Source organism: Pedobacter sp. GR22-6 (genome assembly GCF_037402555.1).
Classification (GTDB): Bacteria; Bacteroidota; Bacteroidia; order Sphingobacteriales; family Sphingobacteriaceae; genus Pedobacter.
In genome coordinates this window covers 95408-121053 of record NZ_JBBEUC010000006.1, presented here as the reverse complement: position 1 = coordinate 121053, position 25646 = coordinate 95408, and the positions used below count along the sequence as shown (strand labels likewise).

Here is a 25646-nt window from a genome sequence, read left to right as displayed (position 1 = left end):
TCGGTTTTCGTCACCGTATTTCTGACAGTCTACCTTCGGCAGAAAGGTTCGCCTGAATCAAAACCGGTCGACGCTCTAATATAGAGACGGGAAAATGATTACAGATTATCTTTTGATTTCAATAAGTAATACCCATGCATCGTAAACAGACTTTATGAAGGACAAAAATATTGCAATTACTGTCCAATAAAGCCCGGATGTACCGAATAGTACAAGAAGGATTCCTCCAATTACATACAATATCGTAGCAACCTGATCAAACAATAATGTAAAAAAATAGATGCGCTTGAATTCCTCCAGCGATTGATAATATATTCTAAAATCGGCCCTGGTTATTAAAATCCAAACTATTAATCCAAGTGCAGTGCTTTCGTAGCCAATTAAACATTGACTTTCCTGGGGTACGAGTAAAAGCCCTGAAAAAATCAAGATCATTAATAATAATATTAAAGCTACTGAAGCTTTAATTATAAGTAGTGGAAAAGATAATATATGGCTGAGGTTAATCGAAATTCCTACAAATATCAATCCCGTCAAAGTTGCCGCTGCCGCTGCTGTGGCTAAAAAAAAGTCGTTCCATTCTTTCATTTTTTTGCTTATTCCTTAGGTATAAATTTTCACAATAATCAACAATTAATAAAACTGCAATCTGAAATTTCCTCACATGTAAAACTTCATCACAAAGAAAACGGTAACTGCACATAAATTGGGTGCAGTTACCGTCTGTCAAGTTCTCAAGCATGATTTCCAGTATGGGATATGTCGATGAATTTGCAATGTCGAGCCTCAAATAACCACTTTCCATCATCTAAAACCAGCCGATCATCATATATTGCCGTGCTTTGATATGAGGATCCATCATGATTGGCAGCCTCTTCCGAAATGATCCAGCGCGCAGTTGCCCTATCTCCTAAGATTGTAATTATACCTGAATGAAGCCTCTGACAAAAAAAACGTTTACCTGCTGCTAGTTCAAGGAATAGCGCTGTAATACTTTCGCGACCTCTAATTTCCATATCAAGCGGTTTGGCTAAGGTCCAGGTGCCATCTGCTATCCACAATGCTCCAAAACGTTCTGCATTTCCAGAAATACAGATATCGGCAAAGGAATTGGTCAGTGCCCGGATCTGATTCTCACTTTCTAACCCCTTGAGCCGTTCCTCTATGCTGGTCATAGCTTTCCCAAACCTCCCGTTTCGGCATCTGTACTACGCGATATTTTACGAATGAGCTGCTCCCAATTCCCATGCGCTATTGCCTCCTTCTCAACTGTAGATATTGATGCCTGTTCCAAGAATGTGCGGGCACCTTTTTCACCACAGCTCTGATAAGGCCAATCCTGGGAAAACATCATTCGTTCGGCTCCTACAATCTCAATCGTTCTAGAAAAATAATGCTGACTGAAGATACCGCTTGGAGTGTAGTAAACGTTTTGTGTGAAATAGTCAGCAATGGGGCGTTCCAGTTTGAGGCCCGCATGGTTTAATTGCGCAATGCGATCTAGGTAAAACAGGACCACTTCCCCCCAGTGACCGACAATTACCTGGAGGTTGGGGTAGCGGTCAAAGACTCCGGTAAGTACCATACGCAGGAGTTGTATGCCAGTCTCGTAATGCCAGCCAATTGCCCCCATGGCAAGCATGATGTCAGCCATCTGACCTACACCAGAATAATATGCATCACGCACCGACGCTGGAGGAAGCTGTGGATGGATATATAGCGGCACATGTAGCGCCTCTGCTGCCTCATAGATTGGATCGAAATTCCTATGATCCATATTACGTCCATGGACACGTCCATTTAAAAGCGCTCCTTTAAGTCCGAGATTCTGCACAGCACGCTGTAACTCCTTAGCAGCGGCAACTGGCGAAGGTACAGGAAGGGTAGCAAACCCATCAAAGCGATCTGGACGGCTTGCGATGGCTGCACTGAGGATATCGTTAAAATCTCCCGCAACTGATATGGAATCTGCTGGCTCAAAATTCTGAACACCAGGCGAAGGCAAGGACAACACCTGAACGTCGATACCGGCATCATCCATCGCCTGAATGCGAATATCTTCCAAATCTTCCAATTGTCTGCCATATTGATTGCCATTCATGGAGACTGTTAAGTCTTGTATTGTAGAAGTTGCCGCCCAGGCGTCGCAAACCATACGAGGTACAAAATGTTCTTCTAAAGCTATTATTTTCATTGTTCTATTTTCGATAATTTGGTTTGCGTAGATCAACCAATATGCTCTGCTAAAAATTGAGCGGTACGTTCGTCAGCTAGTTTTGCCGTGGCTTCCGATCTGCGTTTGCCGAGCGCACAGGCAAACCCATGATGTTGTCCTGGATACCCGAAGATTGTAATTTGTGGGTTGCCATCTAATGCAGCGTGAATCTGGCTTTGAATTTCCGCACCAACGTGCTCATCAAACTCAGGCATATGTAACATGAGTGGGTTTCGGATGGCTTCTTTTTCACCCAACATGCGCTCAATCTGTACGCCATAATAAGAAACTGCTGCATCAATATCAGTACGGGCCGATGCAAATGCGGCCATTCGTCCACCAAGACAGTATCCTATCAGGCCAATTTTGGCCTTACTGCCTACAATCTCACGGGCTTTATTAATGGTGGTCTGGACGTCATGTACCCCCTTATCTGTATTGAAGCGAATGACCACATCTACAGACCGTTTCATCGTGGAAGATATGTCCGGGTCTAATTCCATACCTGGATCCAGACGCCAGAAAAGATCGGGTGCAATGGCCAGATAACCGCTCTGGGCTAAAAGATCGCAGCGCCAGCGAATGTCGGTATCTACTCCGAAAATTTCCTGAATAACGATAACCGCTCCCCGGGGTCTACCATCAGGTTCTGCTACATAAACGCTGAACTTGCCTACGCCATCGTAGGATTGTATCTTTGTTGTGAAACTCATAACTAAATTTTTAAGCCGTACCACATGGTACGGTCAATAGCAAACGTACTACTTAGTACGGTAAAAAACAAATAAAAAATATGTCAAAAGAATTGCAACAAGAAGCCCGGCGTAAAACGATCATAGAAATAGCTGGAAAACACTTCCTTGACTATGGTTATGGTGCTACTACGATGTCTGCAATTGCTACAGCTTATGGAGGCTCAAAAGAAACCCTGTGGCGCTACTTTCCAAGCAAGGAAGTGCTTTTTGCAGCATATATTGAGTATGCTACCGCATCTTTTCGTGGACGGTTAGCACCGAGCTTGAAATCGGGCCAACCGCTGGAGCAATCCCTCAGGGACTTTGCGAAGAATTATATTGACGAGATCTGTTCGCCCGAATCGATTGATTTACATCGGCTTGCAGTTGGAGAGAGCGCGCGTTTCCCGGAAGTAGGCAGGTTATTTTATGAGCGTGCACCTAAAGCTACTGAAGAATTACTTGAAAATTTTCTGGAAACCCAAATGAGTATGGGGAAATTACCTCCGGCAGATGCAGGCAGAGCCGCCAAAACACTCACTCAACTCTGTATGATGGCAAGATATCCCGTAATTTTTTGTATTGATAAAGCAGCAAGTATTGATTCTACCGAATTGGCGCGCATCAGCGTCCTGGACTTTATGGCCATCTATGGACCATTTTAAAAGTAGCTGAAAATATGGCTGCTGTCGGCAGAAGTGAAATGGAATATCTATTTGAGAAAAGCATTAATTGATAAGTTATCATAATGCTAGCAATTCAGGCTCATCGGGAAGGATCTTTAGCATCATTTTTTATCAACCTAATTTGCTAACGTAGAAAATTACTGGATAAGCTGGAAAATGACATATCGAACTATAATGTTTACATTAATTGAAAGCACAGGGGCAATGAAGCTCCAATGATCAGCTGTAGTCCGGGCCTGCGGGCTTGACCAAATATCAATACCGCGAATCTTGAACCGGCCCAATCAGAATGATAACCAAGTATGTTAGAACCGAACCATTCCATGAATAATTACACTACCATTTATACTGTCAGAAAAAAGGCCTGCCCGGATGTGAATCCGGACAGTATTCTTATATTCCAGTTCAAATGACCATCATTATCATCAAAAGTTTCTATCCCATGCTTTTCAAGGAAACCTAATTATACTTCCCGATTAAAGCTGCAGGTATATTACTCCGTCCGCCCAAACTATCTATCTTAGCATCTAGCCTATCCCATATCTGCATCGTCTCCAACTCTTGCAATGTATGGAATGTTTTCAGCAAATTATACACTTTACTGGTACTGTGAGGCGTGTTTACCGGCTCCTGGGCACGTTGGTAAATCAGGTTATTGGAAAGGTTCCTAATGGCAAAGGCTACAATACCTGACGCAACACTTTTCGGTGCAGTTCCCGTAAACCAGCTGTTATATGTTGGTATATCTATTAACATGTTCTCTAAGGAGATCACCGGTGTTATTCTTGAGAAAAAATTGTATGGGTCATCGCCATGAGCCATGTATAATGCCTCGGTAGGAAAGTAAGCCTGACTGTGTCTGTCCTGGCTCAGGACTATCTTTACCGGTATGTTCAAGGCCCGAAGCACGATCTTTAAGAATGCGTTGGTGCCGTGACAACCTGCGGTAAAATGTCCAAAGAGGTTATTATTTTGCACAGTAGTCCCATTAATTATTCTGCTCGGCAAGACCGAGCCATATTGCCAATGGTTATACATATTACTCAATTCTATGGCTCCACCAAAGTGATAGAGATCTTTGGACCAGTTTAAGAGCGCTCCGATTGTGGCCAGCCTGCTAGTTTTTATACCACCAATTTCCTTCATGAAGGAACGCAGATAGGTTCCTGGTTCCTGCACCGATGTATTATATACTGCACCTCTGATTATTTGTGCATATTTGTTGCTTCCGTTTACGAGTGGTATATAAAACTCGTTCCCATCAAAAATCATCTTCAATTCGGTTGCACTATAAGCCAGGACGCTCCAGTTGACAAGGTCATCTATTTCCAATTGAAGGCTTGCAGCAATATTATCCAGGTAAAGGAGCCATGTTTCCCGCGGAGTATAAAGAACGGTAATTGTACTAGTTGCGTTATAATCTTGAAGTGCGGGCGGAGCAGGCACGACTGTTGTCCAATCCCTTCTAGCCTTTTCAAAAAACCAGTACAGTTCGGTTTTTTGCGTTGCATTCCATTGATTGTAGGGTAAATTTATACGCTGCTGCGTGAGCCATATGATAGCATTTGCAACCTGCGCATGATCCGCCAACCAATCATCAATTTCGGTACTAACCACCACTTTGGTGGAGAAATCCACTTTAATGCCGGGAAATGACTTTATATTCGCCGAAACCGTATTGCGATTGCCGGCGATCATATTCCCGATAGACAGTTGGATTTTTAAGTTGCCATCCTGGTCAGTAACGCCTTCTACAGCAGAAATGACACTATTACTGTCCAGCTTGTTAAATGTGACCTGGGTACCTGGAACAGGGTTGTCTCCTTGGTCTACTACCTTAACCGTAAGTGAATCATAAAGCGTCGCTCCGGGCAAGGCTGTTTGATCGTTGCCGCCAACGATGACCAGTTTCAAGTTGCTTGTCGAACTACTGGCAACCTCGGCTCCGGGAGTTAAACCAAATTTGCTGCAGGCGAAAACCTGAAGGAGCAGGAATGTACTGAATATCAAAAGATATCCTTTTCTCGTTTTTAGTAATTTCTTCGTAAACATCATATTTTCATTATTTAGGTGGTGTATGTTGATTTATAAGGCTTTAGGATTTAGGTTTCAGCCTAAGCCATGAGTACCTCTAAAAATATCAGTAGTAAGGAAAGATGGCTTCTCATGTGCTTGCGCAACGCCCGCATCGCTTTATTCATATGGTCTTTTACCGTACTCAGCGATATACTCATTTCTACTGCAGTAGCTTCGTAACTCCTACCCTCCATCTTGCAACTGATAAATATCTTTTTGCGTTGTGGCGGGAGCTGTGAAATCGCCTTTTGCAAGGCCTCATTGGTAGCATTGAAATTGATATGTTCATCCAAATGGTGGTAGTGTGCGGTGGCCTGGCTAATTAAGTGTGCTTTCAGTTTTTCATCACGGGTGGCTTTCCAGTAATGGTTGATGGCGAGATTTTTGGCAGTTTGAAATGCAATGGCTTTGAACGGAACGCCTATGTCCAACCTTTCGCGCTGCTGCCATATCTTCAGGAAAACATCCTGGTGCAATTCCTCCGCAACTGAATGGCTGATGACTATTTTTTTAATGCGAACGAAAACTTCCTGCGCATATTGATGGTACAGACGGTCAAAGGCTTGGTAATTGCCTTCGATCATTTGCTTGACCAGTATATTTTCGTCTATCAGTGTACTCAATGCTGATTATTTTTAACAGTTGCCAGGATATATATAACTATTGCTTCGCCGAAAGGTATTTGTCAAGTTGCTCTCCCAGATCCTCACTGACTCCTAAGCTTCGGTACAAAATCCTGCCGTCCGGTCCAACCAATATTGTGGTAGGAAAACCTGTCACGTTGAGTTGAGCCACGTAATCGTATACCCCAGTGCCGCTCATGATATGGTACCAATCCAGTCCTTTTTCGGCAATTGCCGTCTTCCATTTTTCTTTCGTATCCCCTTTATCAATACCCAGTATTTCGAGTTTCCCGGCATACTTTTTCTTCAGGTCCTGGAGATGGGGCATAGCGGCCATACAAGGCACACACCATGTTCCCCAAAAATCAATCAGATAATATTTCCCAGCCAAAGAGGCGGTAGAAAATGCTTTGCCGTCAGGTAATGTACCGTTCATGACCAGAATTTTAGCGCCCACTACATATTTCCCGGCGCTAATTCGGCTTGCTACCAATTTGTAAAACTCGGTCTCCTTATACTTGTTATCTATGTTTTTTATAAGATTTGTGGCTTCTGGAATAGAAAGCTGACCACGCAGCATTAAATCATTGATCAAATACAAACCCATGATTGAGGAGCTGTGTTGACTGACCATTTTTTTCAATGCATCAAGTGAGGCCTGACTTGCTGCCTCAAACTCCTTTTTTAGTTCAGCTTTATCAGCAGCGGATGAAGAAGCCCTGGCCAACTTGACCTGCAGGTTCATCTGTTGATTCAAAAGAGGAAAATAGGATTTGATCATTTCATTGCAAACGCCGTTCTCTGCACCTCCTTCAGCAGTAATTTCTGCATAATCTGTAAATTTGCCCAACAACTTCACGTCTTCACCAGGCTGTACTACGCACCACATCGAAGCAGCCTTTGTTGGGTAAGCTCCTGATTGGGCTGGGTCAGGCTTTTTCAAAATGCTTGTATTGGTTGCACTAATCCTCATGACCAAAGGCGCTTGTGCTAATTCGCTATAGTTGAATTGACCATCCACAACTGGCAGGGTCATATTCCTTAGGTTAGAAGTACCATCCCAGATGGTTAGATAAACCACCTTTCCTTCAAGGTTATCAAGCTGACTGCTCAATGTAAAGGCTTTTTTCTGCGCGAAACTGCAAGTGCTGAGCAGTAACATTACAATCGTAAATGTGATTATTTTATACATCTTTTTTAATTTAGGTTTGATTACTCCTCAAGTTTATGGACTACATAGGCCGTTGGTGAAGCCCCTGCATAACTAGGAGACGTATAAAGAATGTTTTTCACATAGATCACGGCTATTTTTCCATCTTTATTTAAGAAGGCATATCCATGACCCCTGATCAACTGCACCTTTGCTTCCCCTGCCGTACCAATTTGCCTGTTCTTTAAATCACTCAACTTTAAGCTATTGAAATCAATCTCTCCCAGATCCAGGTACTTTACGTCGCGCATCTGCGCTGTAGGATACGTTCCGGAGAATTTGTTAAACACCCTTAGAGAATCGGCTATCCAGCTGGCGTTCGGAGAAACCAGATACATGGGGCGCTTTTCAAAATCAGACAGGTCTGTATAAATATGACCATAGATATTCGGTCTGTTGGCTGCTGTTACTGCAGTTGCCACAGCTGCAGCAGCCATAGCAACCGCTGTTGGTACTGATTTGACCACAGGGGGATTGACTGTATTATCGGTAACATTGCTAAAGGTGGTTACACTATACAAAAAGGATGTCGCGCCAACTGCATATATCTTTTTACTATTAGCAACCTGTCCATTATATAGGGCCCCTCCATTTATAGAGGTCAAAAAGTTTGACGCCTGAAGTTTGACTATTATCGACTTGGTTTCACCGTTTCCAGAGGTCACATTCAGCTTTATACTATATTCGCCCTCGGTGAATGTGTTTGGGATCTTCACTGTAAATTCAAAGACAACGTCTGCGAGTTTACGGCTCAATCTTCCCTGAGCATCTGCGCTAACAGGTTTTCTGGTATCAATCATCTTAAAAGCCAGGGGAGCGATTTCAAAATTTGCACTGGCCTCAGAACTGGTAAAGGCAGCGATGCTATCGCTGGGGTTCGAGGCAAAAATTGAAAATGTTTTTGTAGCTCCGGTTACCTTGCTCACCTGCACCTGAGGTGTTTCCAGCGGGTCCATGTTCTTCACAATGAAGGACTCAGATTTTACGAGCAAAAGTTCATCTGGAGAACAGGAAGAAAGCCCCAGCATAGCCAGGAAAATGGATAGCATTAGTAGTATTTTCATATTCTTTTCAAAAAAGCTTAATAATTTGGGTTCTGTATCACCACGCCTTTATTGGCTGCTACTTCATCTTGAGGAATTGGCAGGCACAGCTGCCAGTCGCTCAGGAAGGAAGAATTGAATCTGGTAATAAACCTATTTCCAGCTTCGTCCTTCAGGCGGGCCATGGCAAACCATTCAGATGCATTTTCTACCCCGAGCTCCAGCACATATTCGTTCACGATGGCTTCAAACTGCTTGCCTTTACTGCCATAGTCGACAGCATTTAAAAGCTTATTACCAGAACGGTCCCGCAAAAAATTCAGCGGCGCCAATACTTCCGCTGCCAGAGCGCCTGTTTGTGCCAGAGCTTCGGCCTTGATGAGATAAAGTTGCGCCAGGCGCATGATATATGATGGACAATTGCCATTAAAGCGGAAGACCTTTCTGAAACTGACGCCTGTCTTTGTTACTGGCGGGTTACCCGAAGTGAAAGTATCTTCGGCCCAGGTGTACGGGTACCTCGCATCCGCCCGTATCAGGCTGCTGTAATAGGTGTTTTCACTTTCTGAATACACACTTGCAGCGTTGCCCACAGCATAACTGAAAACACCATAAGGACTTTGTGTAAGCGGATTGGCTATCGTGCTTGCAATAGTCTGCGCATTGATAAACCTGGAAAACAACAGTTCCGTGTTGGGCAGATAATCGTTGGAAGGTAAAAATACATTGGCAAAAGAACTTTCCATTTTAAACTCTGTACCGCTGATCACTTCGTTGGCTAACCTTAAGGCTTCCGAGTAATCTGTTGCCAGTCCACGCATCATCAGCGCCTCAGCCTTAAATGCCTTCGCGGTGCTGCGGCATGTTCTATAGACAGTGCTATGTGTTTTCGGTCCATTCTCTACACAGTATTGGTAATCGGCTAGAATCTGCTCATAAGTAGCTTTTACTGTGGAGCGGGAGGTAAGCAAATTGTTGATGCTGGTTGGCTCCAAACGTAAAACAGGACCGTAAGTACTCTCATTGTCCCAGAAATAGCCATAGTATTTTAATGCCCATAGATGTCCGAAGGCCCGTAAAAACTTAGCTTCTGCAATGATCTCGGCCCGCTTTTCTGTTCCGATTTTATCAGCGGGTATTTTTTCCGTATAGAAAATGACATTGTTTGCGGCGTTCACGATACGGTATACCAAACGATAAAAATTCGGGATGATATTGTCTGAGGATACTACACTAAAGGTGCTGAGGCTAACATCAAATGTAAAGCGCTGTCCTCCTTTAAGCAAGCCGGCCATCTGCGCCCCGTTTACGGCATAGTCATAAGAAAATCCGGTGGTAAATGTAGGTGAAATGGATGCATATAGTGGCGGTGTGTAATTATACTGCAGATAGCTATAGGCACCGTTAAGTGCTACGCTTGCTGACTTCTCATCCACAATAGCCACCTCGGCAGCGAGTTCATGCTCGGGTAATTCCTTTTCAAGTATTTTTTTGCATGAGCTTTGCATCATCAATGCAGCCACAAGTATGATATAAATGATTTTGTTCATATTTATTGTTTAAATGATGCATTTAAAGTGAAGCTGAAAGTCCTTGTCATCGGGTAAGTTGAATTGTCCATGGCAGGTCCCGCAATGCGGTCGTCACGGTTGAATGATTCCGGATTTACACCCGGGTATTTAGTAAAAGTTACCACGTTATTTACACTGAGACCAAGATTCAGGTTAGAAACGACCTTCAACCTGCTCAGCATTTTTTGAGGAAGGTTATACGATGCAGCGATGTTGTTGATCCGTACATATGAGGCATCGTAAAGGTTGTAGTCCGTAAAATATTGACTGAGCGGCCGGATTCTCCCAAAGCCCCTGGAGTCATTTAATGGATTGACCAACATCTTTGGATACACTGCGTTAACATTGTCCGGTGTCCATCTGTTCAGGTTCAGTTTCAACAGGTTTTTGGGATTGGTAGAAGCAAATTGAAATTGTGTTTCCATGACCGACCAGTTTTTCATCGCACCAAAGCTGTAGCTGCCCTGTACACTTAAAGCAATACCTTTCCAGTTTAACCGGCCATTAAAACCGCCATAAAAGTCCGGGAAAGAATTACCCAACACAACTTTATCCGCCTCCGTGTAATTTGCAGTTGCCGTACCGAAATCTACCCAGCCGTTTCCATTCATATCCACCAATCTGACCTCACCGGCGGCCACATGAGTGACCTGGTATTGCTGGCCCGGGTTTAGATTTCTATAATAGGCGGCTTCTTGCGGCGTGCGGAATAAACCATCCGTTTTAAAACCATAGAACAATCCAATCGGGCTTCCCACACGTAACACAGTAGCATCATAAGCGGAATTACGCTTCATCGCAGCATCCATTCTGACCAGTTTGTTCGTGTTTCTCGCGATATTAAATCCCAACACCAAACTGGTATTTTTTGTCCTTAGCAGGTTGGCATTCAGATCTAATTCAATTCCCTGGTTATCAATGTCAATCAGATTAGCCATAGTACTTGTAGTAATCAATCCCGTACTCATAGGTAGCGTATAATTGAACAGCGCACCCCTGGTCATCTTTTTATAATAACCTATGCTACCGTTCAGGTTTACCTTCTTAAATAAACTAAAATCAAGGCCCAGATCATACTGCGTAGACACCTCCCACTTCAGATTTTCGTTGGGGATCTGTTTAGGTATTGTAGCTACGTTATTGTTATAGTTGGCAGCGTCAAAGGTGCTCATCCAACCATATGCGGCTACGGCAGTGTTGGCCATGGTACCCATACTTGCCCTTAATTTGAGCATCTCTATTGCCTTTACTTTCCTAAGTAACTTCGTATCACCGATGTTCCAGCCAAGCGCAGCTGAGGGGAAATTGGCAAAGCGCGTTGCAGGCGCCATTCTGCTGGTACCATCTCTCCGCATGGAGAGCGAAGCCAGATAGCGCCCATTGTAAGAATTATAGTTTACCCTGAAAATACCTGAGACCAGGGCAGCTCCATAGGCGGTTCCGGTAGGCGGCTGTGGATTAAGCGCCTGGTAAGGGGCATTCAGATAATCATCTTCCGGAAAATCGTACAAGATCATGCTCTCGTTGTAAAAGGTGTTTTTGGTATAGGTAAATGCAGCAGTGAAATCTACATTGTGATTGGTAAATAATGTTCTGGCATAATTCAGTCGTGTATCAACTTCATATTTGCGTATTTCTGTTGACGATTTGTCCATTCTGCCACTTCTGGGCACAACGGTGCTATAGTTATTGCTTCCTATTACTGTGGTCCGATCGTAATAATTTTCGCCTTTGCTTGAATAGTTGTTCGTAGATAAAATTGAGGTCCATCTCAGGCCCTTCATTACATTCACTTGGGCGTTGGCAGCCAACGTATAATTAAAAATCTTTGTGTCCCTATCTATCCCTTCCAAATCAACTAAGGGGTTCCGATAACCCGTGTTTGCTGCGGGTACGAAAATCGATCCGTCCGGATTGTAGGGCGACATATCCGGCCGCATCAGGAGTGCGTCGCTCAAGTTCCCTACGGGCTGAGATACATCTTGTTGGTATCCATTTGCAGAGAGCGCAAATTGCACACGTTTGTTTTGGCGTGAATCAATCCTGATGTCGACATTCTTCCGCTCCGATCCTGTCTTTTTTATCTGCCCTACGGTTTTGTCCAGACCCAGGCCTATCGCATAACCCAGTTCGCCACTTCTTCCCGTCAGGCTCAGATTGTGGTTGACCTTCCTGCCATCCTGGTAAAGTACATCCATCCAATCGGTTTCTGCCTCCCCAAAATATCCTGCATTAAAAAAATTATTATAGTAGGTATGTGTATTGAAATTGATCGGTGCACCATTTCCATAGTCATTTTCATCGCGAATACGATTGGTTATTGATTCCGCAAGCAACATCTTGAATTCGCTCGCGTTGAGTACGTCCAAAGATTTCATTAATTTTTCAACCCCATAATTCATCCTGTAGCTGATGGTCGGCTTACTGGTTAAACCTGTTTTGGTTTTGATCATGAACACCCCTGCCGCACCACGTGAGCCGTATATGGCAATTGCTGAGGCCCCTTTCAGCACATCTAAGGAAACAATATCGTTGGGATTGATGCTTGATAGCCTAAAGGTTTCATCCATGGGAACTTCATTGATGACCACTAATGGCGCAAGACTTCCCGTAAGGCTGGCCACACCCCTTAATACGACCATTGGCTCCTCTCCGGGCTCACCGGTTCCCATCATCGTCATCATACCCGGAACCTGGCCCTGTATCACTTCAATCAGATTGCTTGACGGGTTTTCCTGGATCAGTTTCATATCTAACCTTGAAGTCGCATCTGGATTATTTTTTAAAGTGGTAGCTCCTCCATAACCAGTAATGACCAGTTCATTTAAGCGATTACTATCCTCTCTAAGTGTCACGTTGATGGTACTCCGATTGTTTATTCTGATGATCTGAGTTAACATACCCACATAGCTAAATTCTAGCGAAACCGCATCATCCGCCACAACGATGCTGTACAAACCCTTGTCATTGGTAATGGCAGCAATGTTTTTCTGTCCGGTTTTTACACTAACTCCTGGTATGGGGATGTTGAGGGTATCGGTCACCCTGCCCGCGATGGTTCTGATAACCTTGTGATTTGAATTTTTGAATTCTGGTTCATTAACTTCCGTGACCATATTGTAAACAGGCTGTTCATTCCTGTTGATGATGATCTCTTTGCCTTCTATACTATATGCAAGGGAATGGTTGTTCAAAACGCCTTTCAGTACAGCCTCTAGTGGTTCTTCGTTGAAGCTGGCGAGAAATTTTCTACTATTTTCAATCAATTCGGAACGGACCAGGATTTGAAAGCCTGTTTGTTTCCGAATTTCATGGAAGAGTTCTTTAAGATTAGTCTCTTTCTTGTTGAAGGTTATTTTCTGTGCGTAGCCATGAGTGATAGCCACCATAAAAAAAATGAATGTTAAATAAATTCGTATAAATTTACCCATCGGTTAATAGTTGTTTTGGTTTATAGTTAATATTAGGTTTGCCTTATCAATTCCCCATTCGGAGATTATTTCATCACAATTACCCTCCTTCCTGTTAATTTAAAATGAATGCCACCTGTCTTTTCAAGGCGGTTCAAAACGGTCTGCAAGTTGTCATACTGAGAAATCCCGCCAAAAAAACGTGCTTCTTGATCTACATTCTGATAGGTGATTTCCACGTCGTACCAGCGAGATATTTTGTTCATGATGCTGACAAGCGATTCGTCATCAAAACTAAAATTACCGTCGATCCAGGCAATGGCCTGTGTGGGATCTACTTTTCTGGTACTAAAGCTTTGTTTGGTCAAAATGGCCTCTTCAGCTGGTGATAGTTTAATGGTGTACTGGGAGTTGGAAAGCTCTACAGCGCCTCTGATTAGCGTGGTGCGGGTTTCTGGCTCAGTACTAAAAGCGCTTACGTTGAATGCCGTGCCCAAAACTTTGATCTGCTGACCTTTTGATTTAACCAGGAATGGACGGTGTTTATCTTCGGCAACCTCGAAATAAGCTTCACCATCAAGTTCTACCAGGCGTTGTTTACCAGTAAACTTTAGCGGGTACCTTAGTGCGGTTGCCGTGTTGAGCCACACTTTAGATCCATCTGACAATACTAACCGATAAAGGCCGCCCCTGGGTGTGGTTAAGGAAACGAATTGAGCCGATCGGGCATTTAAGCCATTGCGAACCTTAGTTCCATCTTCATAACGTATCGTGTTATCTTGTAAAGATATTTCATTCTTTTCGCTGCTCAATTCAATTTTGTCACCATTTGGTAGGGTAAGCACCGCTTTACTACTTGCAGACATGATCACCTCAGCAGGGTCCTCGTAACTGTGCAGCAAAAAGAAGGAAACTGCCACGATCATAAAAAGAACAGCGGCATAGCTTAGTAATCGAAAGGGAAATGGCTTTCTCTCAAAAATGATATTTTTGAGCGTTGATCTGCCGATTTTGACACTTAGTAGCGTTGACTGATCTGTTGGCATAGCGGTTGGCATGGCATCAAACTCAAGGGCTATCATCCTTGCCAGATGTTCCTTCCCCTCTGGTGTGGAGAAGTACTCCATGAGCCATTCTGCCTCATCTATTGAGCACTGCTGCATCAAAAATTTGTGATAGAGTGCATTTATATTCTGTTCCATACTATGATTTATTAAACAAAGCTTTGATGGTTTTAACAGGTACAATTCCCCTCAATATCATTTGCAGGTGCATTGGCTCCCTGGCAGAAGTATATAGCGGCCGGGTGGTGGATACGATACCCACTAAATTTCCTTTGTTGTCTAATATAGGTCCGCCACTAGAGCCCACAGCATATTCGCAGCTTACATACATCCGGTCCATCAGGGGATCGTCTGCTTCGGAGGTGATCCTGGCCACTGTACCTTTACTGTAATAATAAAGCTCTTTTCCTTTAGGATGACTAATGGCATGGACAGTAGAGGCCACCATTGCATCTTCACCAAAAGGGATAGGGCGCAGTTTGATACCTTTAGGATCGATCTTGAATATCGCCACATCTCCTGTTTCGCTAAAAGTCAGAATTTCCTGAATGGGAAAGATGTTACCGTCAATGTCTGAAATGTACATGTGTTTCTTGAGAACGGAGGTGTCTGCAATCGCTCCTAAGCCCGTAGACTTGAATACGTGATGATTAGTAATACATATTCCCTCTTCTGTGAGTATGGCCGCCGTGGCATTAATGGCTGTGTGCATTTTATCGCATTTACCACAATCATAGAAACTTCCCACCATCAGTACACCAGGGCTTCGAAGCTGGTAAATCTCTTCCGGCAAGAGGTCTTCCCGGAGCGCGGGCGGCAGGTTCACTTTAATGCTCTGTTCTTCTCTAACCTTGTTGATGTGCGACAAAAACAAGTCGAACTCCGCCATCTCGGCATGGAGTGTTTGCATTTCTATTTTCTTGATCAGCAGGTCATAATCTGAAGAAATATTAAAAACCTCCCGCTCGCTCATTTGTGCGTTCCCTGAAAATGAAATGGCAAACAACGACGTCACAACAAAACATTTAATCATAAAAAGTTGGCAATAATTCATGGTGACAGCTTAAGTTTGTTAGGTTCCTTTTGTGTAGATACAATTGAGCCCAACGAAATCTCTGCTCAGTTTAATTATTTTTTTCAGATAATTTCGAAACTGGCTCTTGGCCGTCATGTTAACGGCCGCCTTAAACCCGTTATCAATCTCCCGCATTGGGTTTTACTCGATTATGAAATGACAATTTCAGGACGTGCTAGTTTTGAGTACCAGTAAACCTAAAAGGGAAAATAGCTTAAACATTACAGAAGGGAAATCATGCACAGCTGTAATCCCGCTCGGGCATTGATGGCTGCCACCGGAACAAAGCTGGCATTAATATTGGCGAACAATTGCAAAATTCAATCTCCAGCATGTTTCTAGACCACCTGTTTACACTGATCCATCTGTTCATCATTGGTTTTAATCTCACCGGATGGATCTGGCCAAGGACAAGAAAATTTCATTTCGTTGTTGTCTGCCTGACCGCAGGCTGCTGGCTCATTCTGGGAATATGGTATGGATTGGGCTACTGTCCCGTCACCGATTGGCAGTGGAAAATCAAACAAAGCATGGGAGAAACTAAATTACCTGCTTCCTTTATTAAATATTTCGCAGACAAAATCAGCGGACATGATATCCCATCCATCCTGATCGACTGGATCACTGGAATCTGCTTCGTACTTGCAGCAGCGCTGTCCACTTATCTGAACTTCTTCAAATCAAGACTTCCTGGAGTGCAAAAGCCACATTAGCAAGTTCTGTTGCCAATACAATATCACCCTTGTACCGCAGGCTTTAAATAGTTACCAATTTTCTTCAAAATCAGGTCAATATCAAATGGTTTAGAAATATATTCGTTGGCCTTGCACTGCTTCTGGTTGTGCAGATGCCAGTCGGCTGACATCATCAGCACCGGAAGTAAAAATGCCGAATCGGCTTTGAGCTCCTCACAAAGGTCCATGCCATTACCATCAGGCAACCGGACGTCCATCAGCAGCAAATCGGGCGTTCCTAATCGAAGGGCGTATTTAAAAGCGGAAATAGACTCATAAACGCTGACCAGGTAGCCTTCATCAAACAGGATATGATTTAAAATGAACCCAATATCCCGATCATCTTCCAAAACGAAAATTTCCTTTACCATACCTTTACCCCTGCGCCTTTAGGAGAATACCCATCCCGCCTGAATTCAAAGCTTGCCCATCAGCTACCCAACACCCTGGGCCCGTAATAGTTTCAGGAATCAAACAAATAGGTAGTTAGCCCGGAGACCCCTATCCTAAACCCAGGAGTCCAATGGTTCCAGCTTAAGGAAATCCGGAATACCGAGCCCTGTCCAAGGGTGCTCTCTACGGAAATCTTTCCTCCCGTCAATCGGTCATGCTCCCGATATTTCAAGGTTTCCTAAACCCTTTTGGCTGAAAGCTGTTCGTAAAGTATCAATCTAACAATTATGAAGACAACAGATAACAATCCCCACACGAAATACCCGGTACCACCATTCCCAAAACAGACGCAGGAAGCACCTGGAACAGAACGCCAGCTCAAGCCTAAAGCGGATCATGGAGAAGACAGTTATAAGGGTTCCGGAAAACTGAGTGGTAGAAAGGCCATCATCACTGGTGGGGATTCCGGAATTGGAAAGGCTGTTGCCATTGCATTTGCCAGAGAAGGTGCAGATGTGCTGATCTCCTACCTCGATGATTCAGAGGAAAAGGACGCAAGGGACACGGCCGGTTATGTGGAAAAATCAGGGAGAAAAGCCCTGTTGGTGAAAGGCGACATCAGGTCAGCTGCACATTGCCGGGAAATCGTCGACAAAGCAGTTGCAGAATTCGGGAGCATAGATATCCTGGTAAATAATGCCGCCTTCCAGATGGCACGAGAGCGTATGGATGAGATTACGCCGGAAGAATGGCAACGTACTTTTGACACCAATATCCACGCGATGTTCTACTTGTCACGGGCTGCTGAACCGCATATGAAGCCGGGAAGCAGCATCATCAATACAACTTCTGTTCAGGCCTATGCGCCAGGGCCTTTGCTGCTGCCCTATGCTGCGACTAAAAGTGCGATTCTTAGCTTCACGGCAAATCTAGCGCAGATGTTATTGGAAGCTGGAAAGGGAATTCGCGTAAATGCAGTGGCGCCAGGACCGATTTGGACGCCCTTGATCCCATCAACGATGCCGGAGCCGGAAACCTTCGGAAAGGACACGCCAATGGGACGACCAGGACAACCCGTAGAAGTGGCTGCAGCGTATGTGTTTTTAGCTTCAGATGAGGCAAGTTATATAGCGGGTGCCACAATCCCAGTCACTGGCGGAAAACTGACCGTATAAATCATAGTGAATACAGTAATCGGATCTGATAGTAATAAGGACTTCTCATTTTAACGAAACGCTTTTGTTCTGTTCTGGCATGGGCATTAGCTTAAAGCTGATCGACGTTTTCATACTTTCGGTTCTTCCTATAGCCATAGGAAGCGGAGCACCTTTATTTGAAAATCTCCGGCATAGACTGAATTTAACTTTAACTGGCACAAACAGAACCCGCTCTAGCGTGCTGCGATTGATTTACAAGTCTACAGCCGGGTAATATGCAGCATGTTTCCATGGCCCGCCAAGGTAATGCCATAAGTCAAGCCCGACTGCCTGAACCATAAATGGTCGAAATTCTGAGGTTAATTTCCTGAGTAAAATGCGGGCTGTGTCTGCATTGACCTTATTTTGAACGGTTATATGTGGCCTGAAGCCTTGTTTGTCCTGAGCATTCAGATAAGGATAAAAACGCATGCGCAGCTGCTCGCGAAGAGAATTTAACTCTTGACTGTGAATTTTGTAGGCCACGCCAGAACCGAGACCCATCAATCCCGTAACTTCCATAGAGAAGCAATTAGGTTTTGTTTGAGATAGGATTTTGAAAGTTTCCGGATCGGATGGGAGTTTATGGAATAGCGTGAGGTGGGCCTGTAAGAAATTCCGTTCCGGTGGAAAGTGCTGTTGACGGAGTGCATTAAAAAAATGCTGAGCTTGATCGTCAATACGAATGGTAAGAATCAGGGAGGGCTCAAACGCATTCATCGGCCGCCATTTTCAATATCATCCAGTGAGGTATGGCCGGAGCTTTCCGATTTTTTGATGACCGTCAATTCCCCGTTTAATTCCATGATGACCGCCTCAACCTGATTTACATCCAGCATCCGGTACTTCCTGATCTCCGCATAGATCTCTTCAGGTGTCAATACTTCTTTTTTCATGGCATCTTCCAGGAAGCTTCCCCGGTAGAACACCATCGTTGGCGAAGAATTGATCACTTTTTCCAGGGTATTCGACTCCCGTGCGGTCCAGGCGAGCACATATTGTAAGGCAATGATGACCAGTAGTGCAGCAGCACCCTCTGCGAGTGTTACCTTGCCGAGCATCATTGAGGACAAGGTTGAGCCTAGGGTTACCGAAACCACGAAGTCAAAGGCAGTGAGTTTGGCGAGTGTCCTCTTGCCCGAAATACGGATAAACAGGAACAGGATAAAATAGGCAAGCAAAGCGCAGACGGCAACATGCCAGATGCTTTCCCAATCTTTGAACAGCAATTCTTTCATATTTTAGTAACAGCATTGCAGCGGGAATGTTGTATTCTTTTGTGATTTACGTTTAAGCTTAAATCCATTCCAGGTGCTGGACGATTTCCCTGACGGAGAACTTCGCGCCACAAACGAATTCATCTGCGGCTCCATAATAGATTGTCAGCTCATCCTCCTCTACCAGATGTCCATTTGTAAATACTACAAAGCCAAAAAATCCACTGAGTTCGTAATTTTCTGTAGGTACCATGATCGGATCGCCACTCCTGGCGAGTACTATGGAGGGGTCTTCCAGGTCCATTAAAAAGGCGCCCAGGCAATACCGGTGTTCTGCTGTAGCTCCATGGTATATTTCCAGCCATCCCTGATCTGTTTTTATCGGAGCCGCTCCAGCACCTACCCTCGCGCTGTCCCACATGCCGGAACGTGACTTGACAATACATTTGTGATTACCCCAATGAATCCCATCCGGGGACTCCGCCAGCCAGATGTAATTACCACCAATGTCTTTACTGCTGGGTCGGTGCAGTGCATAGTACTTTCCATCGATCCGCTCTTCAAAGATTGCTACATCCTTATTGTGCGGAGGCAGGATCATACCCTTACGTTCAAAGTGCTTCCAATCTGTTGTGGTCTGCAAGCCTACGCCTACCCCACTATCCGAAACAGCAGTGTAAGTCAGGTAATACTTCCCCTCCAATAACGATACGCGGCAGTCCTCGATACCATAACGTTCCAGCTTTCCTTTGCCAAACAAACCAGGGTATCCCTCCTCCTCGACAAAGTGAATTCCGTCCTGGCTGCTGAGTAACCGGAGGTGTGAGACAGTGGTCAGGTAATCCAAACCCTGATAATTAAAAACACGGGGATCTGTGGCAATCAAGTCCGGATCATTGAGTGGAACTTCAATAATTTCCAGCTTACCCTCGTCATTAAGCACGGGAATGAATGCCCAGCCTTCTACCTGTTTGATACTTTCAGCAACCCTAACGAGCAGCCAGGTTTTGCCTTCAAAGGTAAATACACCGGGGTTAAGCAGGCAGATGACCTGCAGGCCGTCCGCACTGGGACGGATGTCTTTAGGCATCAGTAAAGGATTTTCAGGGAATCGTTTGGCCAGGTCCTTCATAATATCATCATAGGTGTGATTCAGCAACAGCTTGGTTCAGCGAAAGTTTTGAAAATCGCCTCAGTTGATCCCAATTTGACACCGTTTTTAGTTTTACATTAAAACCTGTCAGCTTGTCTTCGTTCCCTATTCTCCGCTCTTACAATACCGCTGCGCACGAAGCTCCCTAAAGATAAATTTGAATAGCTCGCTCAATGCATCGTTTAGCCCAGCCGTTTTTTCCAGTCCTTCTTCATTGCGGTGTACAGCGGATCCGATTCTGCCGCCTTCCACTTCTCATAAAAGATCGCTGCAGCCTCTGCTTTGAGCAGTTCGCCTGTCCCACGCTCCAGTTGCGCATAATCATTGTCTTTATCGTATTTTTTGCCACCCTTATAGTTGGCGTAGCGCCTGGCCCTGGTGTAGCCCATCTGTAGAAACTTCCGCGACATATCCGCACCCACAAAATCATCGGCACGAAGATAGGTTATGAATTGTTCAAATATTTGGGCACTGCTTCGCAACGCAATCTCCGGAGTTTTGAAGCGCCAGTGCTGGCCAATTTCCGATTTATAAGGTTCACAGATCAATACGCCCTGCTCACCTTTCCCAACCCGATAGGCCTCCGGACGCTTTCGGTAATCGATCTCCGGTTTCCAGGGATACTGGTCCTTGTCAAAGTCAAGGTAAGTAGGCTTGCGTTTTTTTTCCATAAATTGGTATAATTAACATCAGCCAGGTTCAGAGAGGGCAATCAGCACCGCGCCCGCAATCATCACCGACCCACCTACGATGATCTGCCAGGTGATTTTTTCCTTTAAAAAAATTACCGAAAGCACAATAGCGATGACCAGCGAAAGCCGTTCAATTGTCGCTACATGGGAAGCATTTCCCATTGACAAGGCCTTGTAAGAGAACAAGGTCGATAGAGAGGTGCAGATTCCGGCAGCAATCAGAAAAATCCAGCCATTTCTTTCGATCTGCCTCCAGTCTCCCGCATTCCCCTGATACATGACCACTGACCAGCTGATGGCCACGATCAGCACAGCCTGAATGGCAAAGGCCAGACTCGAATCCACATTCTTTAATCCCGCTTTGGTCAGCACAATGACCAGTGCTGCTGAAACGGCAGCTAATATTGCCCATAATACCCACATAAGCTTTCAGTTTTAGGCATAACATCAATTTGATCAAAATGATTTCAACAATTCCATTTCCTTTCCAAAAATGCTGTTATAGTAGCACTTATAGTCTACAAGGTAGTGCCCGGCGTGGATTTCTTAACAATAGAAGATTAGACTCTAGCAAATACGAACACCTGGATTTTCCGTTCGAAATTATTGGAGTCCACTAACGCAGGCTCATGTAAGGCCTAGGAATAAGATCATTTCATTTAATTGAAAACATATAGGAAGAACAAATGTTTAATCGGCGTTATGCAACCTTAAAAACTGTCATTATGAATGGATTATCCCCATGGGCAGTATCAGCTGCCAGCGAACTGGCCGAAGGAGTACCTTCATTATTTGAGTGTACATCCGGAAGCTTCAATTTCAATATGTATAACACTCCCGATGCCATATGGGTAGTAGCCGGAATGCCAGGTGGCGGGCAAATGGCTTTCCGCACGGCTTTTAGTCCCGGGGCTTCCCTGGAGATCAGCAGGTATAAAACTCATGAACGCGGTCTTGATCTTTGGCTTAGCTGCGATGCCGGACTTCTGGAAACGCGGATTTGGATAGAAGAGGGCGAATTCCCCGTACTTCGCTACATTACCGCTCTAAAACCGGCACATGACCTTTTAGTGCCGTTTTGGCCAAGGGATATCCTGGCGATTGCGAAAAATGGGAACGCAGAAAATACTGCAGGTCAGATTCATGCCAGCCAGTGGGGCACACGCTCCGGTTTCCTATATATGAGCATGAGCAGGCCTAAATCAGCATCTGTACTATATCTTCAAAACCTGACGGCCCTGGCAGATTACTGCGAACAAACCCAGACCTCCGCCGGGGACAGTGTGGGCGGCAATTGGCCCGAACTTGGTTTTGCTTTACCTGCTGCCAACGAAAAACCACTTAAGGCTGGAAAACAGGTAGTTATTTGTGATGCGCTGGTTGCTTTTGATTCAGAAGTACCGGACGATGAACCGTCAATGATCAGGCAATACCTAAACTTATTGGCGAGGATTTATACACTTCTCTCCCTGCCTGCCACCAACTACAAGCCATGGCCAGAGGTCTTAGATAAGGGCTTGGCTGATTTGATCGATAGTCCGGGATGCTGGACGCAGGTCGCCGGGCACCGCTATTTCAATGCGTATGTAAGCGATTACAATACACCCCCGGAAATTATGGTCCAGTTGGCCGTCCTGCTTCCACTGCTGGATTATGTCGAATGGAGTGCGCGTGAACTGGAGGTCATGAGAACCATCAAAGCAGGACTACCCGAATTTTATGACCCGAAACTGGGAACGATTACCCGCTGGCTTCCTGCCGCGGAGGATAAGCTTGAAGGTGAGGAAGAACAAAAAGAACCTGGTGTTATGGACAGCTGGTACCTGCACCATCCGCTGCTCAACCTTTCGCGCCTTGCCCTGAAAGGGGATCAGGTAGCGAAGCAGCTTTTCCTCGACTCTCTGGATTATGCCATTAAGGTAGCGCATCATTTTAATTATGACTGGCCAGTGTTCTATAAAATGGATACGCTGGAAGTTTTGAAGGCGGAAACAGCCGAAGGTATGGGCGGCGAAAAGGATGTTGCCGGCATTTATGCCCATGTGATGCTGCAGGCCTGGGAGCTGACCCACAAAAAGCGCTACCTCAATGAAGCGGAGAAAGCAGCACAAACCTTACAGGGAATGGGCTTCCGGGTTTTCTATCAAGCCAATAATACGGCATTTTCTTCAGGCGCACTCCTAAGACTGTATAAGATCACCAATAAAAAAGTCTATCTGGAGCTGAGCTACATGTGCCTGGCTGGCATTTTCAGAAATACCCAGCTCTGGGACTGTAACTACGGTTATGGCAAGAACTTTCCAAAATTCTTTGCTTTGTACCCGCTTAATGACGCCCCTTACACGGCTGTTTATGAAGAGCAGGAAGTTTTCTGCGCAATGCATGATTACTTGAAACATGCTGAAGGAGTAGATCTCTTACCCTCAGTCAGGCTGCTGATTGCAGAATATATCCGCTACCTGGTAGACCGGGCTGTATATTATTATCCAACAATGTTGCCAACAGAGATGCTGGAAGGAAAACCAAAGATCGGTGAAGTTGATCCAAAGCTTTGGATCGCCCTGGAAGATCTCCAGGATGGTTGGCTGAAATCCGGAACCGTCGGTCAGGAAGTTTACGGAGCAGGAAATGCTTTTGGGATTCTTCCGCGCCACTACCTACAGGTTCCCGGCGAAGATTTTATGGTATATGTGGATTACCCGACTTCCCGCTTCACGGCAAGTAAAGGCAAAAACATACATTTTCAGGTATTAGGAGACGAGCGCATGAGCTGCAGGATGATGATCGTGAAAACCGGAAACAAAAAACTTCCGCATTTTGAGGTGAAGGGGAGCCATTCCTCTGGACCTCTACAGGAAAAATCCGTGAAAGATGGAAATAAGGAATATCAGCTCAACGGCAACCAAAAAATCAGCATCAAATGGAACCATTAACCTCAATGATCTTTTGGCCTTAAAAAATCTGGAAGAACACCTCATGTGGGCTGTCTACACTTGCCTTTCCTGCAAGGACTGAGCGCTATCGTCTGATAATGCGCTCATCGTCCGCTTCGTCCGCGTCCCTGTCATTTCCCAGGTCAGTGTGTGGCCTTGAAGCAGTTTCGTCCGAATCAATTTCTGTCTCCCGCTCCTGGTCATTTAGATTTTCTAGGGGTGGCCTTTCATCACCTTCTTTTTGGCCATCACTGCGAAATTTTGGTTTCGTCAAATCCTGAGGCTTGTTCACAGGATAATCGGAAGATCCTGGTTTTGGTGTTTCCTGATCGTTCATATCGTTTTAGTTTATAGGTTAATCATTTCCTGCCTGACGGGTCGCCTTCTGCCGTTTGGTATCGGTAGTATCGGTTCCTGTTCCATTACTGCCCGAGGTACTGCCAGTATTCGTGACGGTATCAGTCGATGTACTGTCTTTCATGGATTGGTTTTCGGTAGTATCTGCCTGGTCGGTTGACCGCTCTTCAGGCGAGGCACAGGAGGCCATCATAGCGAGGGCTGCTGCAAGTACATAATGTGTAGCTTTCATTGGAATGGAACTTTAGGTGTCTAAATTACTTTGTCCATTGAAAACCATTTCCACAAACTATAGTTTCAACTTAATCAAAATAACTCAAGTCATCGGAATTGTCATCACAGCTGACATGACTTCCAGCGTACCTGTTACTCGTGCTACGCTTCATTTAGCACAGCGTAAAACGGAATTGAAGTGCCAAATTGCGTAAATCGCGCATGGCCTGCGGGAAATACCTGAATTTCAATTTCCCTGGCTGCTCTCTCGGAATATTTTTGGCATTTTTTAAATTTAGGGTGCTGAGACATACAGGGCAGCATTAACGCAGGGATCACCAAATATGAAAGAAGACAGGGATGATTGGCTCAGAATGAGGGTGGGCCAGTTACAGCAGCAGGTTATGCTCATCAATAAGACAGTTGCGTCGTGGAATGTCAGCTGCTCAGCGCAACAGCCTGAGTTGCTGCAAATGCTGGACGAGCAATTGTTGTTGTTTTCGGAAATCAGGAAATTTCTTGAGCAACTCAGTTGCCAGAACATTGTGCTTATAGAACAGTTTGACAGGCTGATATTTGAAAGGAAGCTTATGTTAACCATGTTTAACAACAGGGTCGGCCCGGCAAATAGAGGATGATTTATTTGATCGGGAATGCCCTAAGGATAGCTTAGATGATATTCCAGGTTATTGTCTGCCCTAAAGCCGTCCGGTCAGCAGGGATTCTAATCTGCGGGCTGAAATTGTTCTTAACATGGCGTATTCAAACAAAATCATCATTTGACCACCAAAACCTTTCAATTTAAAGCCTGTACCGCAATGCCACATTCCTGGCTATTGCCCGAAGCAGACCCGGATGATCCTGAACAGTGGTATCTGCCGCATCCCACTCTCCTCTCGAATTTACGGCAAGGTCATATTCCTGATCATTGAGTTTGATCCTGATCAGGCTGGTCTGTTTGTTAATGGACTTTGTTAATACCGAAAACGTATAATCGGATTCTTCAAAGGTAATTCGAAGTGGTAGACTCATATCCAAAGATAACGCACAC

27 protein-coding genes are annotated in these 25646 nt (G+C 44.8%); 6 read left to right on the top strand and 21 right to left on the bottom strand.

What is annotated here, in order from left to right; translation table 11 throughout:
- Positions 1 to 21 precede the first annotated feature (21 nt).
- Positions 22 to 84 carry a hypothetical protein gene (locus WAE59_RS25895; RefSeq protein ID WP_443147270.1) on the top strand — a complete coding sequence of 21 codons (63 nt, stop codon included), beginning with the start codon at positions 22 to 24 and terminating at the stop codon, positions 82 to 84.
- Positions 85 to 105: 21 nt separating this feature from the next.
- On the opposite strand, the gene WAE59_RS22885 is transcribed toward WAE59_RS25895, so the two are convergent.
- From WAE59_RS22885 to WAE59_RS22870, 4 genes are all read right to left on the bottom strand, one after another.
- Complete coding sequence (locus tag WAE59_RS22885; protein WP_337858321.1) at positions 106 to 588, bottom strand: hypothetical protein; 483 nt, start codon at positions 586 to 588, stop codon at positions 106 to 108.
- Between the two features lie 146 nt (positions 589 to 734).
- Positions 735 to 1175 (bottom strand): nuclear transport factor 2 family protein, encoded by a 441-nt coding sequence (locus tag WAE59_RS22880; RefSeq protein ID WP_337858320.1) that lies wholly within the window; start codon positions 1173 to 1175, stop codon positions 735 to 737.
- Positions 1172 to 2155, bottom strand: coding sequence for an amidohydrolase family protein (locus WAE59_RS22875; protein ID WP_337858319.1), 984 nt, complete (start codon positions 2153 to 2155; stop codon positions 1172 to 1174). Before WAE59_RS22875 ends, WAE59_RS22880 begins: the two co-directional genes overlap by 4 nt.
- 71 nt (positions 2156 to 2226) lie before the next feature.
- The gene (locus WAE59_RS22870) at positions 2227 to 2928 is read right to left on the bottom strand and encodes a dienelactone hydrolase family protein (RefSeq protein ID WP_337858318.1); all 702 of its coding nucleotides are present in this window, start codon (positions 2926 to 2928) and stop codon (positions 2227 to 2229) included.
- A gap of 80 nt (positions 2929 to 3008) precedes the next feature.
- Between WAE59_RS22870 and WAE59_RS22865 the strand changes: the two genes are divergently transcribed.
- Positions 3009 to 3614: a TetR/AcrR family transcriptional regulator gene (locus WAE59_RS22865; protein ID WP_337858317.1), complete on the top strand. Its 606-nt coding sequence runs from the start codon at positions 3009 to 3011 to the stop codon at positions 3612 to 3614.
- A 480-nt stretch (positions 3615 to 4094) separates the two neighbouring features.
- On the opposite strand, the gene WAE59_RS22860 is transcribed toward WAE59_RS22865, so the two are convergent.
- From WAE59_RS22860 to WAE59_RS22825, 8 genes are all read right to left on the bottom strand, one after another.
- Complete coding sequence (locus tag WAE59_RS22860; RefSeq protein ID WP_337858316.1) at positions 4095 to 5690, bottom strand: Ig-like domain-containing protein; 1596 nt, start codon at positions 5688 to 5690, stop codon at positions 4095 to 4097.
- A gap of 59 nt (positions 5691 to 5749) precedes the next feature.
- Positions 5750 to 6334, bottom strand: a complete 585-nt coding sequence (locus tag WAE59_RS22855; protein ID WP_337858315.1) for an RNA polymerase sigma factor — start codon at positions 6332 to 6334, stop codon at positions 5750 to 5752.
- Positions 6335 to 6371: 37 nt separating this feature from the next.
- Positions 6372 to 7526 (bottom strand): TlpA family protein disulfide reductase, encoded by a 1155-nt coding sequence (locus WAE59_RS22850; protein WP_337858314.1) that lies wholly within the window; start codon positions 7524 to 7526, stop codon positions 6372 to 6374.
- Positions 7527 to 7546: 20 nt separating this feature from the next.
- Positions 7547 to 8608 (bottom strand): hypothetical protein, encoded by a 1062-nt coding sequence (locus WAE59_RS22845; RefSeq protein ID WP_337858313.1) that lies wholly within the window; start codon positions 8606 to 8608, stop codon positions 7547 to 7549.
- Between the two features lie 17 nt (positions 8609 to 8625).
- Positions 8626 to 10137 carry a RagB/SusD family nutrient uptake outer membrane protein gene (locus WAE59_RS22840; RefSeq protein WP_337858312.1) on the bottom strand — a complete coding sequence of 504 codons (1512 nt, stop codon included), beginning with the start codon at positions 10135 to 10137 and terminating at the stop codon, positions 8626 to 8628.
- A 2-nt stretch (positions 10138 to 10139) separates the two neighbouring features.
- Complete coding sequence (locus tag WAE59_RS22835) at positions 10140 to 13547, bottom strand: SusC/RagA family TonB-linked outer membrane protein (RefSeq protein WP_337858311.1); 3408 nt, start codon at positions 13545 to 13547, stop codon at positions 10140 to 10142.
- A gap of 107 nt (positions 13548 to 13654) precedes the next feature.
- Positions 13655 to 14770, bottom strand: coding sequence for a FecR family protein (locus WAE59_RS22830; RefSeq protein ID WP_337858310.1), 1116 nt, complete (start codon positions 14768 to 14770; stop codon positions 13655 to 13657).
- Position 14771: 1 nt separating this feature from the next.
- Complete coding sequence (locus tag WAE59_RS22825) at positions 14772 to 15647, bottom strand: S1 family peptidase (RefSeq protein ID WP_337858309.1); 876 nt, start codon at positions 15645 to 15647, stop codon at positions 14772 to 14774.
- A 392-nt stretch (positions 15648 to 16039) separates the two neighbouring features.
- Here WAE59_RS22825 and WAE59_RS22820 point away from each other — a divergent pair, with 392 nt between their 5' ends.
- Positions 16040 to 16420, top strand: a complete 381-nt coding sequence (locus WAE59_RS22820; RefSeq protein ID WP_337858308.1) for a DUF2784 domain-containing protein — start codon at positions 16040 to 16042, stop codon at positions 16418 to 16420.
- A 23-nt stretch (positions 16421 to 16443) separates the two neighbouring features.
- Here the strand turns inward: WAE59_RS22820 and WAE59_RS22815 are convergent, their stop codons facing one another.
- The gene (locus WAE59_RS22815; protein WP_337858307.1) at positions 16444 to 16812 is read right to left on the bottom strand and encodes a response regulator transcription factor; all 369 of its coding nucleotides are present in this window, start codon (positions 16810 to 16812) and stop codon (positions 16444 to 16446) included.
- Between the two features lie 309 nt (positions 16813 to 17121).
- Here WAE59_RS22815 and WAE59_RS22810 point away from each other — a divergent pair, with 309 nt between their 5' ends.
- Entirely contained in the window at positions 17122 to 18009 is an 888-nt protein-coding gene (locus WAE59_RS22810) for an SDR family oxidoreductase (RefSeq protein ID WP_337858306.1), read from the top strand.
- Between the two features lie 234 nt (positions 18010 to 18243).
- Here WAE59_RS22810 and WAE59_RS22805 read toward each other — a convergent pair whose 3' ends face one another.
- The 5 genes from WAE59_RS22805 to WAE59_RS22785 all read right to left on the bottom strand — a co-directional run bounded on the left by WAE59_RS22805 (position 18244) and on the right by WAE59_RS22785 (position 21515).
- On the bottom strand, positions 18244 to 18750 hold the full coding sequence (locus tag WAE59_RS22805; protein ID WP_337858305.1) for a 2'-5' RNA ligase family protein: 507 nt from the start codon (positions 18748 to 18750) through the stop codon (positions 18244 to 18246).
- Complete coding sequence (locus WAE59_RS22800; protein WP_337858304.1) at positions 18747 to 19268, bottom strand: DUF421 domain-containing protein; 522 nt, start codon at positions 19266 to 19268, stop codon at positions 18747 to 18749. Before WAE59_RS22800 ends, WAE59_RS22805 begins: the two co-directional genes overlap by 4 nt.
- Before the next feature lie 58 nt (positions 19269 to 19326).
- Entirely contained in the window at positions 19327 to 20406 is a 1080-nt protein-coding gene (locus tag WAE59_RS22795) for a glycoside hydrolase family 130 protein (RefSeq protein WP_337858303.1), read from the bottom strand.
- Positions 20407 to 20582: 176 nt separating this feature from the next.
- Entirely contained in the window at positions 20583 to 21071 is a 489-nt protein-coding gene (locus WAE59_RS22790; RefSeq protein ID WP_337858302.1) for a DUF4385 domain-containing protein, read from the bottom strand.
- Positions 21072 to 21089: 18 nt separating this feature from the next.
- A complete protein-coding gene (locus WAE59_RS22785; RefSeq protein ID WP_337858301.1) occupies positions 21090 to 21515 on the bottom strand; it encodes an EamA family transporter in 426 nt (141 codons plus the stop codon).
- Positions 21516 to 21817: 302 nt separating this feature from the next.
- Here WAE59_RS22785 and WAE59_RS22780 point away from each other — a divergent pair, with 302 nt between their 5' ends.
- A complete protein-coding gene (locus WAE59_RS22780; protein ID WP_337858300.1) occupies positions 21818 to 24025 on the top strand; it encodes a hypothetical protein in 2208 nt (735 codons plus the stop codon).
- Positions 24026 to 24110: 85 nt separating this feature from the next.
- Here WAE59_RS22780 and WAE59_RS22775 read toward each other — a convergent pair whose 3' ends face one another.
- Together WAE59_RS22775 and WAE59_RS22770 are read right to left on the bottom strand one after the other, a co-directional pair.
- The gene (locus WAE59_RS22775; RefSeq protein ID WP_337858299.1) at positions 24111 to 24362 is read right to left on the bottom strand and encodes a hypothetical protein; all 252 of its coding nucleotides are present in this window, start codon (positions 24360 to 24362) and stop codon (positions 24111 to 24113) included.
- Positions 24363 to 24380: 18 nt separating this feature from the next.
- Positions 24381 to 24614, bottom strand: a complete 234-nt coding sequence (locus tag WAE59_RS22770) for a hypothetical protein (RefSeq protein ID WP_337858298.1) — start codon at positions 24612 to 24614, stop codon at positions 24381 to 24383.
- A 325-nt stretch (positions 24615 to 24939) separates the two neighbouring features.
- On the opposite strand from WAE59_RS22770, the gene WAE59_RS22765 reads away from it, so the two are divergent.
- Positions 24940 to 25233, top strand: a complete 294-nt coding sequence (locus WAE59_RS22765) for a hypothetical protein (RefSeq protein ID WP_337858297.1) — start codon at positions 24940 to 24942, stop codon at positions 25231 to 25233.
- A gap of 163 nt (positions 25234 to 25396) precedes the next feature.
- Here the strand turns inward: WAE59_RS22765 and WAE59_RS22760 are convergent, their stop codons facing one another.
- A complete protein-coding gene (locus tag WAE59_RS22760) occupies positions 25397 to 25627 on the bottom strand; it encodes a hypothetical protein (RefSeq protein ID WP_337858296.1) in 231 nt (76 codons plus the stop codon).
- Positions 25628 to 25646 lie beyond the last annotated feature (19 nt).